The organism is Thermococcus argininiproducens, assembly GCF_023746595.1.
Classification (GTDB): domain Archaea; phylum Methanobacteriota_B; class Thermococci; order Thermococcales; family Thermococcaceae; genus Thermococcus_A; species Thermococcus_A argininiproducens.
On sequence record NZ_CP080572.1, the window covers coordinates 469,712 to 483,768 of the forward strand.

At 40.2% G+C, this 14,057-nt stretch carries 17 protein-coding genes and 1 tRNA gene; 7 read left to right on the forward strand and 11 right to left on the reverse strand.

The genetic code is table 11. The annotated features are described in order from the left end of the window. The first annotated feature begins 215 nt into the window (after positions 1–215). Positions 216–749 carry an HTH domain-containing protein gene (locus K1720_RS02455; protein WP_251949632.1) on the forward strand — a complete coding sequence of 178 codons (534 nt, stop codon included), beginning with the start codon at positions 216–218 and terminating at the stop codon, positions 747–749. A 73-nt stretch (positions 750–822) separates the two neighbouring features. Here K1720_RS02455 and K1720_RS02460 read toward each other — a convergent pair whose 3' ends face one another. The 3 genes from K1720_RS02460 to K1720_RS02470 are packed head-to-tail and all read right to left on the reverse strand — an operon-like array spanning position 823 to position 3,661. Further along, complete coding sequence (locus K1720_RS02460) at positions 823–2,055, reverse strand: site-2 protease family protein (protein ID WP_251949633.1); 1,233 nt, start codon at positions 2,053–2,055, stop codon at positions 823–825. A gap of 43 nt (positions 2,056–2,098) precedes the next feature. Then, positions 2,099–2,491 carry a DUF126 domain-containing protein gene (locus K1720_RS02465; RefSeq protein WP_251949634.1) on the reverse strand — a complete coding sequence of 131 codons (393 nt, stop codon included), beginning with the start codon at positions 2,489–2,491 and terminating at the stop codon, positions 2,099–2,101. A gap of 9 nt (positions 2,492–2,500) precedes the next feature. Continuing rightward, positions 2,501–3,661, reverse strand: coding sequence for an aconitase X catalytic domain-containing protein (locus tag K1720_RS02470; RefSeq protein ID WP_251949635.1), 1,161 nt, complete (start codon positions 3,659–3,661; stop codon positions 2,501–2,503). Between the two features lie 121 nt (positions 3,662–3,782). Between K1720_RS02470 and K1720_RS02475 the strand changes: the two genes are divergently transcribed. The 4 genes from K1720_RS02475 to K1720_RS02490 all read left to right on the forward strand — a co-directional run bounded on the left by K1720_RS02475 (position 3,783) and on the right by K1720_RS02490 (position 6,743). Further along, positions 3,783–4,331, forward strand: a complete 549-nt coding sequence (locus K1720_RS02475; protein ID WP_251949636.1) for a lamin tail domain-containing protein — start codon at positions 3,783–3,785, stop codon at positions 4,329–4,331. 438 nt (positions 4,332–4,769) lie between these two features. After that, positions 4,770–4,847 (forward strand) — tRNA-Met (locus tag K1720_RS02480). 113 nt (positions 4,848–4,960) lie between these two features. After that, positions 4,961–5,878 carry an LAGLIDADG family homing endonuclease gene (locus K1720_RS02485; protein WP_251949637.1) on the forward strand — a complete coding sequence of 306 codons (918 nt, stop codon included), beginning with the start codon at positions 4,961–4,963 and terminating at the stop codon, positions 5,876–5,878. Positions 5,879–5,912: 34 nt separating this feature from the next. Beyond that, positions 5,913–6,743 carry a carbohydrate kinase family protein gene (locus K1720_RS02490; protein WP_251949638.1) on the forward strand — a complete coding sequence of 277 codons (831 nt, stop codon included), beginning with the start codon at positions 5,913–5,915 and terminating at the stop codon, positions 6,741–6,743. On the opposite strand, the gene K1720_RS02495 is transcribed toward K1720_RS02490, so the two are convergent. Genes K1720_RS02495 through K1720_RS02515 form a run of 5 tightly spaced genes read right to left on the reverse strand, consistent with a single transcriptional unit; the run spans position 6,740 to position 10,576 of the window. Then, positions 6,740–7,159 (reverse strand): hypothetical protein, encoded by a 420-nt coding sequence (locus K1720_RS02495; protein WP_251949639.1) that lies wholly within the window; start codon positions 7,157–7,159, stop codon positions 6,740–6,742. The two genes, K1720_RS02490 and K1720_RS02495, sit on opposite strands and share 4 nt — an antisense overlap. After that, positions 7,156–8,391: a DUF58 domain-containing protein gene (locus tag K1720_RS02500; RefSeq protein WP_251949640.1), complete on the reverse strand. Its 1,236-nt coding sequence runs from the start codon at positions 8,389–8,391 to the stop codon at positions 7,156–7,158. The genes K1720_RS02495 and K1720_RS02500 overlap by 4 nt, the downstream gene beginning before the upstream one ends. Positions 8,392–8,396: 5 nt before the next feature. Further along, on the reverse strand, positions 8,397–9,350 hold the full coding sequence (locus K1720_RS02505) for an AAA family ATPase (protein WP_251949641.1): 954 nt from the start codon (positions 9,348–9,350) through the stop codon (positions 8,397–8,399). Continuing rightward, positions 9,316–9,753 (reverse strand): hypothetical protein, encoded by a 438-nt coding sequence (locus K1720_RS02510; protein ID WP_251949642.1) that lies wholly within the window; start codon positions 9,751–9,753, stop codon positions 9,316–9,318. The genes K1720_RS02505 and K1720_RS02510 overlap by 35 nt, the downstream gene beginning before the upstream one ends. Beyond that, entirely contained in the window at positions 9,743–10,576 is an 834-nt protein-coding gene (locus tag K1720_RS02515) for a DUF4129 domain-containing protein (protein ID WP_251949643.1), read from the reverse strand. Before K1720_RS02515 ends, K1720_RS02510 begins: the two co-directional genes overlap by 11 nt. 73 nt (positions 10,577–10,649) lie before the next feature. On the opposite strand from K1720_RS02515, the gene K1720_RS02520 reads away from it, so the two are divergent. Next, the gene (locus K1720_RS02520; RefSeq protein WP_251949644.1) at positions 10,650–11,147 is read left to right on the forward strand and encodes a DUF2118 domain-containing protein; all 498 of its coding nucleotides are present in this window, start codon (positions 10,650–10,652) and stop codon (positions 11,145–11,147) included. 28 nt (positions 11,148–11,175) lie between these two features. Here the strand turns inward: K1720_RS02520 and K1720_RS02525 are convergent, their stop codons facing one another. Further along, on the reverse strand, positions 11,176–11,463 hold the full coding sequence (locus tag K1720_RS02525) for a hypothetical protein (RefSeq protein WP_251949645.1): 288 nt from the start codon (positions 11,461–11,463) through the stop codon (positions 11,176–11,178). Positions 11,464–11,593: 130 nt separating this feature from the next. On the opposite strand from K1720_RS02525, the gene K1720_RS02530 reads away from it, so the two are divergent. Next, complete coding sequence (locus K1720_RS02530; protein WP_251949646.1) at positions 11,594–12,076, forward strand: FKBP-type peptidyl-prolyl cis-trans isomerase; 483 nt, start codon at positions 11,594–11,596, stop codon at positions 12,074–12,076. Here K1720_RS02530 and K1720_RS02535 read toward each other — a convergent pair. Together K1720_RS02535 and K1720_RS02540 are read right to left on the reverse strand one after the other, a co-directional pair. Continuing rightward, a complete protein-coding gene (locus K1720_RS02535) occupies positions 12,056–12,982 on the reverse strand; it encodes a type II secretion system F family protein (protein ID WP_251949647.1) in 927 nt (308 codons plus the stop codon). The two genes, K1720_RS02530 and K1720_RS02535, sit on opposite strands and share 21 nt — an antisense overlap. 4 nt (positions 12,983–12,986) lie before the next feature. Then, positions 12,987–14,048 (reverse strand): type II secretion system F family protein, encoded by a 1,062-nt coding sequence (locus K1720_RS02540; protein ID WP_055281093.1) that lies wholly within the window; start codon positions 14,046–14,048, stop codon positions 12,987–12,989. Positions 14,049–14,057 lie beyond the last annotated feature (9 nt).

The following is a 14,057-nucleotide window of genomic DNA, read 5'->3' on the forward strand; positions in this document are numbered from 1 at the left end:
ATAAAACCCAATATAAGTCAAAATAACAACAGGGCCCATTGTAAGCATTAGGAGATGTATCAATAAATTTCCAAATCATTAGATATCTGCCATAATTTGAGTTTTTAATCTAATCTGCCATAGCTTTTTGCATTAATAAATAAGCCAACCAAATTCTATAAATATTTTGGACACTAAATTATGTATACAAAAGTCTCAAAATTGCGGTGAGTGAAATGCTGGTCTTCATTGAATGCGAAGCTGTAAGTGTGGAAGGTTGTTTGAGAGAACTGAAAGAAAAAGCTAAAATCCTCGAAGAGATGCCCGGCTCAATAGAGAAGGCTAAAATAGAGCTATCTTTTGGAGCTTTTATGGGAATAAAAATAGCTCTAAATATAGACCCAACAAAAAAAGCGGAAAAATACATAATAGCCGAATACACCTCAGGAAAAGACGTTATAGAAAGACTCCAACAAAAAATGCAGAACGGAATAACGGACACCGAAATAGTAGACTTCACTTTTGGCACATATACAATGCCAGTGACAAGAAGAAAATATGCTGTTGGAGTAGCTGTGGTAAACAGGCCTAAAAAAGAAAGGAACTTTGAGAATCCAAGCATAGAAGAAAGGCGGGCGATTTTAAGAAAGGCTCTTGAACTCTTTGGATGGAATCCAAAGGCTTTAAACATCTCTGAAATAGCGAGGCTCTTCAATGTTTCAAGGGATTCCATATACAACGACATCGAGCAGATAATGAAAGAGAGATAAGATTACTTTTTTCTTTTGAAAGCCTCGCTCTTCAGGACGAGAAGGTCAGACTGGAATTGGAAATAACCCTTCATCAGCCCCCTTGTACAACACTTATTGGCACTGGAGTCGCTGATAAAATAAATATTGCCAGTACTATCAGGGCCAGAGCTATCCTTCTCGGTGTTATTGGGCTAACCTCATCCAAGGCCCCTGGATTGCCTATTCTCCCCATCAATAATATTATGAACCCCCATATGAGCCAGCCAGCCCATAGAACACTTAAACCAATCATGGCCAAGCCGAGTCCAAAGGTTAAAATTGAGTGGAACTTCTCTCCAAGAAAAGCCCTGGCTATATGGCCTCCATCGAGCTGGGCTGCGGGGATTAAGTTCAAGAAAGTTACTAGAATTCCAACCCATCCAGCTATTGCCACGGGATGAAGGTAGATCACATAATTCTCAGGAATTCTGAAGATGTATCTCTCAAGGAGCACCATTATTAAACTCTGACCAAATGCTATTCCTCCCTCAACTTGAGCAACGGCGCTCATCGGTAAAGCGGGAGAAAGTCTCAAACCTATGAGTAAAACCGGTATAGCGACAATAAACCCAGCTATGGGACCACTTGAGCCTAAATCTATGGCAGCATTTCGCGTGGGGATTGGGGACTTAACTCTTATAACTGCCCCCAGAGTACCTAGAATATTAGGGAATGGAATGAAGTATGGAAAAGTTGACTTTACTCCATGAAATGTGGCCGCTATCTTGTGACCCATCTCATGCGTTCCCAAAATTGCCAAAACACTAATCGAAAAGGCCAGGGCATTGAGATAGATGTTCCTAATCCCAGGTAGGTTGTATTCATCAAGGAATGATATATAAGACCCCGAAAGCCAGTAGCCCGCAAAGAGTGTGCTCAATACAGTTGCTATGAAAAGCCCTATACCAATGAATGGGTTCTCTTCCTTCACTTCCTGGGCTGGGAAGAGGTAGAGAATGACCTTTCCTTCCTTCTTCTTTAGAGCTCCCCAATAGCCAAGCTTTTCAAGTTCCCGGAGAACTTTCTCAAAGTTGCTCTCTTTTATCTCAAGAACCTCAAAAGCAGTGACATTCCCTCTAGACTGCGTCTCTCCCAAAGAATAGAATTGACTGAGTTTTTCAATTAAATCTCTCGCAGGCCCCTCCTCAACCACAGGTTCAATTTCAAACCCCACAATAACCATGTCAGATCCACATTTAGGACAAGCCTTCTCCAAGAGGGCCTCATTTGAATCTATAACCTCCCTATGACCACAGTTAACACATTCATAAATACCTTTTGGCATTTTTTCCACCACTAAAAAGAAATTGGAAAGGAGAGCTTAAAAATTATTCCTCTACAATGATCTCCCCTTTATCAGCATCAACCTCAACAAATTGCCCTGTCTTGATTTTGCTTATATCTATTTTATCCACCATGGGAATTTCGGCTATTATTGCACCCGTAGCTACAATGGTTTCAGCCTCTTCGACAATTATTGCCCTAGGTGCAACCCCATTTTTCTTGAGCTGGTAGATTACGTAAGAACCAACGGTTGACCCCTTCCCTCTCGGAAAAACTAGAATTCTATTCTTCACACTCTCGCCTCTAATATCGCTCTCCACATCCTTAATAATCCCTGTCTTTGGATCAACACCTCCCAAAAAGGACAAGGGTTTTTTAGATACTAGGGCAATACCTTTGGCTTTTCCGCCAAAAATTTTCCTCCCCTTAAGTCTCATCTTCTCACCTCACGGTGCCCCGAGTATAAGTTCATCCGTGTTCTCTAATCTAACTTTCAAGCCAGCGGAAGAGAAGTAAAAGCTCGCCTTTCCACTGTTTGTTGCTATTCCTTGATACCACTTTTCAACTGGAGAGACTATTAGACAGCTATCAACTATCATTTTTCCGTTGTACCGCTCTATTACATCAGTATACCCCAAAGCGTCTGCTAAAGCTTTTACAACTCTACTGAGGGTTATTAAGAGGGGAATCTTCAAAGGTTTTTCTCGTATCTTAAGGAGCTCAACAATTTCCTTTACCTCCTGAATAGAAGCGTGAGGACACCCTATAACTATTGCATCTATTTCCTCCCACTCAGCGTTAAATCTCTCTTTAACTTCTTTAAGTTCTTCATCACCCACTTGAAGCCTCTCTACACTATCCACCAAAGCTTCTTTATACTCTGGAGTCTCCCCTTCAACGTGATAGAGGGCGATTGAACCAGTGGCGGCCATTGAAGCCCCAAGCTCTTTTAAGTGATCAAGAGCTTTAACTTTGAGACCCTTAAAGTAAGGAACGTCATTTTTCAGAGCCTTACCGAGGTGATAACCTAGAAAGCTGTAATCGGCAAATCCTCTAACTTTAGCTTCTACCTCCACTATTATAGTTGCTTTTCTGTTTTCTTCTAAATGGAGTCCATAGTTAGGGGTTTTTCCCACTATTGCCGCAGCCAAACTAGAAGGACCACCCTCCCTATTGGTTCTAGCCCCAATTATAGAGTTTGCAAAAACAACTGCCGAGCTTTCACTCCATGCTATATGGTCCCCAAATTTAGGAAGGTTTGCCCCATAATAAGGAGTACAAGTAGAGGTTATCTCAATGCCCATGGCCTTATAAAGGTTTAAAATTTCTCTCTGCTTCTCCATGAAAACCTCTTCCCCAATTCCCGCTGGGTTTAGAGTAGTGTAAACACTCACCTTTGCCCCCGCGTCTACAAAGTCCTTAAGAAACTCTATTCCTGCATCCCCAATATTTTTGTAAGAAACTCCTGCAACTTGAGCACTCTTAATTGGGATAAGTTTATCAGCGCCATAAATCTCTCCCAAGGCCACGAGGATTTCCATGGCCTTTTGAAGTGCAAAACCATACTCCCCAGCCAGTATTAACTCTTCTTCTTTCGTGAGGTACATTTTATCACCACTACCCTTTATACAAAAGAACTTTAAAGGTTTGCTAAGCATAGTATGGTCAAATAACCAGCAAGTAATGATTTCAATAATCAGATAAGATCTAATCTTAAAGGTGATAAAAATGCGAGGACAAGGTTCCATTGAATATACATTTATGCTAAGTGGAGCTTTACTTACAATCTTCCTTGTGCTTCACACCTTAGCGGGAATAAACCTCGGACCACAAGAGATCATAAATCAGATCTCCGTTGAAATAAACGAAGAACTTACAGCATACTCAAATCAAAATTGTGATGGGATTCCCAATGTCGTGATTTATTATGTTAACTATGATGCAGGAGGCAGATTTATTAGCGACATATTTGTCTTGAACGATGAGTATGTAATAATAGCCAATATCTGGTGCAAGGACGTTGATTTAAAGGGATGGAGACTGACGGATGAGAAAGACCATGTGTTCACTTTTCCAGAAATAGTCATAAATCCTGGAGACATGATAACCATTCACACAGGGAAAGGAACCGATAATGAAACTGACATCTATTGGGGAAACTCACTCCCTGTGTGGAATAATGAGAAAGATACCGCTTATCTCTATTCAGCGGATGGGACCCTAATAGACAAATGTTCTTGGAGCGAAAGAGGAGAAGGGAGTATAAAATGTCATTAAGCGTTTTTCCTTTCATTTGAGGCTTAACAACTACAACCAGAGAAATTTTTATCTTTTTTGGGAAGGCCTCTTTAGAAAGGGGGGATGTAAACACTCTAAAAAGTGAGCGCCGAAAGGTTTAAATACTCTTGCTAGTAGTAATTAGTAGTTCGACAATTTGAAAAGTAGCCGGCGATTCCTCCGTTGAGAGGATAGCTGGTAGTGGCCGCGTGAACCGGCCGGCGAGAGTGAGGCTACCGGTAACGGGATGCCAAATGAACTCTCACAAAACCCTGCCCTTGCGGACGGGGTAGTTCACAGGCTTAAATAAATCCTATCCTTCACATTTAGAATGCTAGGTATACAGCGTACGACAAGCAATTCCAAGGTAATAAGTAGTCCCTTATAAGAACCGTAAGCTTTATAAATTCCCATCAGATAAGAGATATCGGGTCAAGCAGCGGGGTGGGGCAGCTAGGAGTGCCCGCCGGGCTCATAACCCGGAGGTCGGCCGTTCAAATCGGCCCCCCGCTACCAGGTACATTTTTGTACATTGATGTACAAACCAGTGCAATTTTTGAATAAGAGATTCTTAAGAGGTTATCAATCCCACCAAAAATTTTAAAACTACTTGTGTTGGCATTTTTACTATGAGAAGTTTAAAAGAATTAAATATTGAAGAGTTGCATAGAGTAATACAACGGGCTAAAGAGCTAAGAGATCAGAACATCAGTTACTCCCGAATAGCCTCGATTCTTGGAGAAGAGTTTAAAGTTAGAGTTTCCAAGCCAACGGTTATGCGTTGGTGCAAAGGGCTCCACAACCCATTCAATAAAACAAAAGAAATCCCACTCGAGCCTTCACCAAGCTTATCTTATGTTATTGGAGTTTTTCTTGGTGATGGGAGCACAACCAAACTGAAAAATGGGAGATATATAATAAAGTTAAAAGCAATTGATAGAGAATTTGTGGAGAGATTCAGAAACGCGCTAGGGAATTTATGCATTAAAACTACCTTCGGCTTTGAACACGATTCTACACGTGTTGACAGATGGTATGCGGAGGGGAGCAATAAAACTCTTTTTCAATTTTTAAACGGCCCCAGAGAACAATTATTCAAAGTGGCGAGGGAATACCCTCGAGAATTCTTACAAGGCCTATTCGATAGCGAGGGATTTCCCGTGATTAGCGCCAAAAATAGGTTTCAAGTTCGCGTAGCACTAGCGAATTCAGATTTAGAACTTCTCAACACGACTAAAAGACTACTTTTAGAAAAGTTTGGAATTTCCACGCGTTTAATTCAAACCCACAAAAAGGGCACTCCAATTGTAATCCGGGGTGTGGAATACAAATACAACGTAAATATGTACCTCCTCTGGATCTATCGTTTAGGACATGTCTGGAGATTTGCAAAGGAAATTGGCTTTACATCCAGTAGAAAACAAGAGAAATTAGAAGATGCCCTACATTTAAGTGAAATGCCAACAGAAGAAGCCATTAGAATCTGGCACCAAAACTACATGAAAGGCTCAAGAGGATATATAAAACGACCTCTAAAGCAACATTAATAAATCCCTCACCAATAGCTCAGAGAGGGCGATTATGGAATTAGTAGTACTCGGACACGTTGCAATCGACCATGTCATCTTTCCAAATAAAGAGGAGATAATTCTCCCTGGAGGAGCCGCTACCGCTGTAGCTACTTCAGCAGCCTTAAGTGGTGCCAAAGTGGGATTAGTGACAAAAATAGGGAAAGATTTTCCAAAGGAGTGGCTCGAGAAGCTTGAGGAAATCATAGATATAAGAGGGGTTCAGATTCTTGAAGGAAATACCATTCACATATACATGATTTACCATGAAGACGGAAGTGTTGATGCTCCTGTGGATATGGGAGTAGCTCAGAAAATGGGAGAGACAAAAATTCCCGATGAGTATTTAAATGCAAAGATCTTCCATATTTCTCCAATCCCTCCTGAAGAGCAGCTTAAAGCTATAAGACGCCTAAAGAATAGACGAATAAGTCTGGACTTTAATCCAACATACATGGAAGACTACAGAACTAAAAAAGACCTTATGATGGAAATCATATCGAAATCAGAAATAATCTTTCCAAATGAAAGAGAAGCCCTGACAATAACTGGAGAAAGAGACATTAAAAAAGCTATCGAAAAACTTTATGAATGGGGAGCTGAGATTATCGTGGTTACTATGGGTGAAAATGGTGTTCTTTTATATAATGGAGAAAACTTTATGCACTTCAAGGCTCTCCCTATTGACAAAATCATCGACCCTACTGGGGCTGGAGATGCCTTTGCCGGGGGATTTTTGGCCTATTATGCAAAAGAGAAACCTATAGAAGAATGTGTAAAACAAGGGCTGCTAAGAGCAAGAGAAGTCTTGAAGAAGAAGGGAAGCTGGAGCATTGAAGTCTAATCCCTTGTGACCATTCTTGAAAACAAGTAGAGGGAGAGTAAAACAAGCACTGCAATTGCTGTAACCTCAAACTTAGGCATGACCGCCGAAAGTCCCGCTATTAAAATGTATGTCGGAATTGCCAGAAGAGATGCTACAGTGACTATTAAGTAGTGCTCCCTTGGGGCCTTTTCTCTGTCCAAGTACGCAGATTCAATAAAAATAAGACCCAAGGCCACCAAAAACAGGCCCTCAATACTCCCTACTTTATAATATACTAAGAATCCTATAAGAGCTACAAGAAATAGGGTACCAAAGAAATATGATAAAAACACCAATGGGGCTAGTACTAATACAGGCAAAATTTCCCTATAATTTAACAAAACAATGGCCATGACTATAAGCAGAATTGGAGAAAATCTTATTCCAATCTTCATAAGCTAACGACCTCCGCGATAGCTGTTTTAAGAGGTTTATTGACATCCCAATCTATTATCAACGCATAGGGAGAAAGCTTCCTGAGATAGGCTTTTCTTTTAAGGCCTAAGATCTTAATTGCAAGTTCCTGTTCTCTGCTTCTCGGTTTTAAAGCAGAATAGGGGTCAGGGGAAACAACTATTGTCTTGTAGCCATAATAGTACATCATCTTCAGGGCTTTTCTGCTTTCCTCACTTACAAGTGGAGAAATGTAAATTATCTGAGCATTTGCCGGGAAGCGGGTTCTTATGAGATGTTCCACTTGATAGGCAATGAGATTGTTCTTATCGGGTTTTGCTGTGCTCAAGAGGTCAACACATCTAAAGAAATGCCTCTTTCCATAATCCACTCTAGCCCAGAGGGGAACACTTTCAGAAAGCAGAAGACCAAAGCTTGTTCCATTTTTGAGACAGTCTAACATAAGGGAAGCTGCTGCTCTTACGGAATAGTCTATAACCTGAGCACCTAGGTAACCTGCATCAAGAACTATTACAACATCCACCTTTCTTTCGCTCTCATATTCGTTACTCATTACTTTACCAATTTTGGCTGTTGCTTTCCAGTTAATTATTTTAAATGGATCTCCAGGCTGATACTCTCTAATTGCATGAAATTCAACCCCCTCACCAATTCTGGGAGATGGTAATGGGCCAACGGTGATTTTCGTTCCCTTTGTGGAATAAGGAGTTATTACATCCTCAATAAGGGGCACGCCAATAAGTTCATCGTATAATTCAACCTCCCTATCCTTTTTGAAAAAGCCAAAAGGATCTTGGTAACTCATCCTAATTCGGGTGAACTCGTGAACTCCTCTGCGAACTTTAATTTTATAGGAAACTTCTCTAACCTCATCTTTTTTTAGCGAGAGTAAAAATTCCTTACTGCCTTCAATTATTTCAAGCTCTTCTGGAACATCTTCGGTTATTTTTAAGCTTGGAATCCTCTCTTTTGATTTGACTTTAAGCTTCACTTCTATAATCTCTCCCTCGAGGATCCTATCATGAGGAAGAATGCGCTCAATCTCTACATCAAGTCGAGGTTTGAAAAAGGCCACAGCAATGAAGAAAAGCCACATTATTGGAAGTGTTAAATAAATCATGTCCCATCTTAATGTGAAGAACGCTATTAATACCCCTAACCATAAAGCAAGTAAAAGTTGAAGTGCCTTTCCAGTTGGGTAAAACTCCCTCATATTCCTCACTCGAATTTTGGAACTGGTATTTTCTCAAGCATTCTCTCTACTACCATTTCCTGGCTGACTCTTGTGTACCAGAGTTCCCTCTTTAGAATAAGGCGGTGACTTAAAGCAGGAATGGCCACTCTCTTTACATCATCAGGAATCACATAATCTCTTCCATCCAAAGCAGCGTAAGCTCTTGAAAGCCTAAGTAAGGCCAAACTTCCCCTTGGTGATGCTCCAACTTCAATCTCCTTCTTATTCTCCCTTGTAGCCCGTACTATCTCAGTTATATAATCCAACACTGCGTCACTTACATAAACTTCTTCAATTGCCTTCTGCATTTTAATGACTTCCTCAGAAGAGCTCACCCGGTTTATATCAACCTCCTCCTTCTTTCTCCCAATTCTCCTCTTTAGTATTTCGACTTCTTCTTCCTTTGTGGGATATCCTATTCTAAGTCTAACCAAAAACCTATCTAGCTGAGCTTCTGGAAGGGGGTATGTCCCTTCTTGCTCTATGGGATTTTGAGTTGCTATGACCACAAACGGTCTCTCAAGATAGCGAGTTTTTCCCTCTATTGTTACCTGTCTTTCTTGCATAGCCTCAAGGAGAGCAGATTGGGTTTTTGGAGGCGCTCTATTGACCTCATCTGCAAGAAGAATGTTTGTAAATATTGGGCCCTCTTTGAATTCAAACTCGAGAGTTTTCTGGTTAAAGACACTAACTCCCAGAATATCAGAAGGCAACAAATCGGGGGTAAACTGAACTCTTCTAAATTTAACGCCTAAAGCCGCAGCAAAGCTCTTTGCCATTAGTGTTTTTGCCAAGCCTGGCAAGTCTTCAATAAGTATGTGGCCATCTGCCAATATTGTTGCCAGCATCAGTTTCAAAACTTCTCTTTTTCCAACTATTGCCCTACCTACCTCATTCAAAATTTCATTTCCCTTTTCGTGGACCTCTTCTATTTTCATTTACATCCTCCTCCACAATTTTAAGAGCATTTTCAAGATTCTCCAAAAAGTTTCCCCCTTGATATGAAGAACCAAAAACCTCCCTTGTTCTCTCCACTGCTTTTTCTCTATTCTCCTCTAGAACCTCATATATTTCAAGAACTGTATCAGAAATAATTTGTCTTGCAACCGTTCCCTTCTTTGCCATTTTTATAATATCGGCGAGTCTTTCAACATCGGTTCTCTTTTCTCGCTTACTCTCTCTCCTTCTCGGGATATAGGGGAGTTCAGTCTCTTCTAAGATGAATGCGAGCAGGATTACACCCGCAATTAAAACGGCGATCCACCTAACTAGATACGAACCAGCGAAGAATGCTATCAGCACAAATGGCAAAACCAGGAAAAACACAAGGTTAAACCTCATTCACATCCCCCTTAATCTTCATATAAAGATCATAAGCCCTTCTAGCATCTTCCATTGTGACTTTCTCAGGTGCATATTTCGCTTTTTCAAATAGCTTTGCAAGGGCCACATATGCTTCATGCTTATACTTCACTCTCTCAGCATGTTCCCAATGAGTCCAACTTTCTCTGTAAGGGATGCCCAAAAGTTTGAGCCATATCACTGCGTTTTTGTACAATTTGACAACTATTTCATTTGGATCTCCAAGGAAACTTATGCCTTCTTCCTCCAATTTTTTGTCAAATTCCTCTACCATCTCTTTAAGTTTTCTCCTCTCCCTTGCGGTCCTTAAATCAAGATAAAATCTAACAGCAACATAAGCCAAAAGAGCCACAAGCACTCCAAAAAAGGCATATAAATAAATACTTCCTTCCACAGAGGGGCCTAATGGGTTTTGGAAATACCTCTCATAAAAGCTGACACGGTAACTCTGGTTAACATGATAGATTCCTTCTGTCTGGTTAATAGTCGCGTTTGGCAAAGGTGTTTTATACAGCTTGTAAAGAATTGGAAGGGCCAATATGGTAGAACCAACAATTATGGCAAGAAATATCCCCCAATTTACTTTGTAACCTGGGCCTTCTTTGGCAAATGGATCTCCAACTGCAAGAAAGATCTGAATTAATATTATCCCCGCAATAACTATCAAAATAGCAAAGAACAGTCCAATTAAGTAATAATCCTGAGTTCCCTTTTTAATCTCTCCAATTTTAGCTTGAGAGCTTATTATGGCACTCATTAGTAGAACAATGATAAAATAAAGGATTGTCAATCTACGCCTCATAATCTCTCATCTGTAAATCTATGCAAAGATAGGTTTAAAAAGTTTTATAGCGGGAGAAAAGCTGGGTGAGAATATGGAAAAAGTCCCACGGCTTTTCGTTGAGAGCACTGCTGAGGAATGTGTTGAGAATGATAAGGCAAAAGTAGATTGTATAATTATTCAGGAAAACGTAGAAGTGAGGCTAAAGAAAGAAGAAAAGCTTCCCGCGTTTATAGATGTAAAAAAAGCAAAATTCATGAAAAAAGAAGTCTATGACAGATTCCATTTCTATGTAGATAAATATGAGCATAGAATGGTTTGTGATGTGATAATAGTTTTGCCAGATAGAAGAACGGAAATAAGACTTTACAAAGGGGATGAATTAATGCTCCTACCCGTAGAAGGATACGTCTCAAGTATAATCGCAGAAGTAGGAAATAGAGTCAGAAAAAGCGATGCATTTGCTGCAATAACAACTAAAAAAGGAGAGGTACACTACCTCAAGCCACCTAGGAACGGAACAGTTGTCTACATCGATGAATTCAGCAACAGACCACACTATGTATACTACCTTCTCCCAGAGGAGCGTTAATATCCTTTAAAGAATTAGTGAGAGCTAATCACATACCTTCCATTATCGACCTTACATTCTCTTTAATTCTCATTTTTAGAGTTTTTATTTTGTCCATTCCCTGGATTGTCCTTGTATTCTTCGCACTTGTGATTATTAAAGACCATCTATGCAATTCATGTTTCATTGGCTCGTCTTGGAACATTACAAGCATTTTGGAACCCTTTACCTCCACTTCAATTATCTCAATATTCCTATTACCAAGCTTTGTGGAATAAATCTCCGTAGTTTTCAATCCACTGAACTCTCTTTCAAGCATTTCCGCAAATTCTCCCATATAACGTCACCTAGGAGTATTTATGCTAAACACCTATATATACTTTATCACAAAATTGTATAACGCTGACCAAAAATGTTATAAGGGCAATGAAAGAGTTAAGCTTGAGAAAATTTAGTTGGTGGAAAGAATGAAAGTTGAAAAAGGCGATTTTGTGGTTTTTAATTACATTGGGAAGTTTGAGAATGGAGAAATTTTCGATACGACTTATGAGAATATTGCTAAAGAAGCAGGTATTTATACCGAAGACAGGACTTATGGTCCCCTTGGTGCCAATGTAGGGGTTGGTGAGCTTATCTCTGGAATGGACGAAGACCTAATAGGGATGGAAGTTGGAGAGAAGAAAACCATAACGATTCCCCCAGAAAAAGGATATGGAATGCCACGTGATGACTTAATAATCGATGTACCAACGAGTGAATTCGAAAAAGCAGGTATAGAGCCGATAGAAGGGGCCTATATTATGACTGATAGTGGAATTGCAAGAATAACTGCTGTTGGAGAAGAGAATGTTACCCTTGACTTTAACCATCCACTTGCCGGAAAAACATTGATTTTTGAAGTAGAAATAGTGGACATAGAAAAAGAAAAATCAGATAAAGCCGAGGCTTGATATTTGGACCTTAGTAGCTACGAGAAATGTTAAGACGCCCATTACGGCAAGCATTGCGCTGTATTTGAAGCCTGCTGAGAACTTTCCTTCTCTTATTATTCCAATTCCCAATCCAGAAACTATTGCCTGCAGTGCCACGAATGCTAAGAGAATATTATAAATAGCATCCAGCGGTAGGTTTAGACCTACCTCTGGCGTATTCATGCCTCCCATAATTTGAGAGACTATCCCGAGAATTATCGGGCCAAGGAATCCACTTGCAATTATGAAAAACATTGTCTGCATTCCCGTAGAAGCTTTTCTCTCTTTTTTTATTCTTAGGATCTCACGAACATCATTAGCAACAGCTACCAGCACATCAGCCATTGGTGCACCTCTTTCATAGGCCTCGAGGATGATCATCGTAGATCGGTATATTATTATTGATCTCCTGTTTCTCAGTGCAAAAGCCTTTAAAGCCTCATAAGTTGACCTACCTCTCTTTATCTCACTGACTGTTCTTTTAAACTCCTCTGTTAAGGCTCCAAATCTAGCAGTAGAGGCCTCTTCCAATGCCTCCGAAAACGATACTCCAGCCCTAAGAGAACTCGCCAAATAGAAAAACGCATCAGGAATGTTGTTTTCCATGTTTTCAATTTTCTTGATGAGCTTCCAGTAAGGATACACCCACGCAACTCCAATGAATACAGCAAGGAAGACAGGTAGAGCATAAAGCTTGACTGGAGAAATTATGAAGACCACAATACTCACTAAAAGTGCAAGTAGCAAAGACACTATCAAAAATTCTAGTGCCAAGAATGATATGCCCGCAGAATACAGAAACAGGGTGTACTTCCTAGTCCACCTCTTTGGAATTACCCTTTCAAGGGCCTTCGCAATTGGATGTAGAAAGGTAATTTCAGGCATTTTATCACCTCGGCTCGCTTCGTTTTATCATGAACACTACCATTGTAGACATGGCAGGGAACCCAAACAATAAGATAACAGCTAGTGCGGAGGGTGGCAATACAACACTTCTCGACATCATAGATGCCGCAAGTATAGCCACAACAAAGAGTGTCGGCATAATTATCGTCATGAACATGTAAACAAATGCTATACCATTAACCTTCTGTATGTATTCTACAAGCTTCATCCTATATTCAAAGGAAAAGTCCTCAGCAAGTTTGTATAATATATCCGCCAAGTTTCCACCGAATCTTGTAGCCCTTAATATCTGCTTCACAACCCTGCTAACGTTTTCAGAAGCCATTCTCTCTTCAAATCTTGTTAAAGCGTCCTCAAAAGAGGTCCCACCATGCATGTCTCTTATCATTAAATCAAATTCCTCAGAGATTGGGCCATAATCGGCATTAGCCACTGAAACCATAGCCTCAGCTATACCAACACCTGCACTTAGGAGAGATGCCATGTGCCTCAATACATATGGCAACGCCTTCTCTACCTCTATCACTCTTCCTCTCCACACTAACCTTGGATAATTCCTCATGTAAAGAAAGCCACCAATGAAACCGAGAAGTCCCAGCATTATTGATATGTCAATTGGGAGAATGAGAAGAATGCCAAGTATAAACCCAAAAATGGCAGAAAAAATTGATACTCCTATCATCAAAGCGACGTACTGTTCCTTACTCATTTTGATATTTGCACGAAGCAAATCATAATCTAGACCTTTGATAGATCTTGTGAAAGATTCGACTGGACCTCTGAAACGCCTCAACATGAATTCTGAAAATCTGTGACTGAAAGATTTTTCCAGTTCCTTCTTTCTCCACTCTACTAATTCCTCAATCTCTTCTTCATATCTCTTTTCTCTTTCTTCACTGATCTCTTCTTGGAGTTTTTTCAATAGTTGGAGTCTTTCCTCTAATGTAAGCGTCTTAGGAATTCTACGAATAGGTCGTTCACTCACCTCAATAGTTTTTTGTCCTAACCTTTCTATGAACTCCAATATTCTAGCCTTCAATCCCAAATGTCTCAC

Excerpts from the sequence above, each read along its gene's own strand:
- K1720_RS02455 (WP_251949632.1), top strand. The coding sequence starts at position 216 with ATGCTGGTCTTCATTGAATGCGAAGCTGTAAGTGTGGAAGGTTGTTTG.
- K1720_RS02460 (WP_251949633.1), bottom strand. The coding sequence starts at position 2,055 with ATGCCAAAAGGTATTTATGAATGTGTTAACTGTGGTCATAGGGAGGTT.
- K1720_RS02465 (WP_251949634.1), bottom strand. The coding sequence starts at position 2,491 with ATGAGACTTAAGGGGAGGAAAATTTTTGGCGGAAAAGCCAAAGGTATT.
- K1720_RS02470 (WP_251949635.1), bottom strand. The coding sequence starts at position 3,661 with ATGTACCTCACGAAAGAAGAAGAGTTAATACTGGCTGGGGAGTATGGT.
- K1720_RS02475 (WP_251949636.1), top strand. The coding sequence starts at position 3,783 with ATGCGAGGACAAGGTTCCATTGAATATACATTTATGCTAAGTGGAGCT.
- K1720_RS02485 (WP_251949637.1), top strand. The coding sequence starts at position 4,961 with ATGAGAAGTTTAAAAGAATTAAATATTGAAGAGTTGCATAGAGTAATA.
- K1720_RS02490 (WP_251949638.1), top strand. The coding sequence starts at position 5,913 with ATGGAATTAGTAGTACTCGGACACGTTGCAATCGACCATGTCATCTTT.
- K1720_RS02495 (WP_251949639.1), bottom strand. The coding sequence starts at position 7,159 with ATGAAGATTGGAATAAGATTTTCTCCAATTCTGCTTATAGTCATGGCC.
- K1720_RS02500 (WP_251949640.1), bottom strand. The coding sequence starts at position 8,391 with ATGAGGGAGTTTTACCCAACTGGAAAGGCACTTCAACTTTTACTTGCT.
- K1720_RS02505 (WP_251949641.1), bottom strand. The coding sequence starts at position 9,350 with ATGAAAATAGAAGAGGTCCACGAAAAGGGAAATGAAATTTTGAATGAG.
- K1720_RS02510 (WP_251949642.1), bottom strand. The coding sequence starts at position 9,753 with ATGAGGTTTAACCTTGTGTTTTTCCTGGTTTTGCCATTTGTGCTGATA.
- K1720_RS02515 (WP_251949643.1), bottom strand. The coding sequence starts at position 10,576 with ATGAGGCGTAGATTGACAATCCTTTATTTTATCATTGTTCTACTAATG.
- K1720_RS02520 (WP_251949644.1), top strand. The coding sequence starts at position 10,650 with ATGGAAAAAGTCCCACGGCTTTTCGTTGAGAGCACTGCTGAGGAATGT.
- K1720_RS02525 (WP_251949645.1), bottom strand. The coding sequence starts at position 11,463 with ATGGGAGAATTTGCGGAAATGCTTGAAAGAGAGTTCAGTGGATTGAAA.
- K1720_RS02530 (WP_251949646.1), top strand. The coding sequence starts at position 11,594 with ATGAAAGTTGAAAAAGGCGATTTTGTGGTTTTTAATTACATTGGGAAG.
- K1720_RS02535 (WP_251949647.1), bottom strand. The coding sequence starts at position 12,982 with ATGCCTGAAATTACCTTTCTACATCCAATTGCGAAGGCCCTTGAAAGG.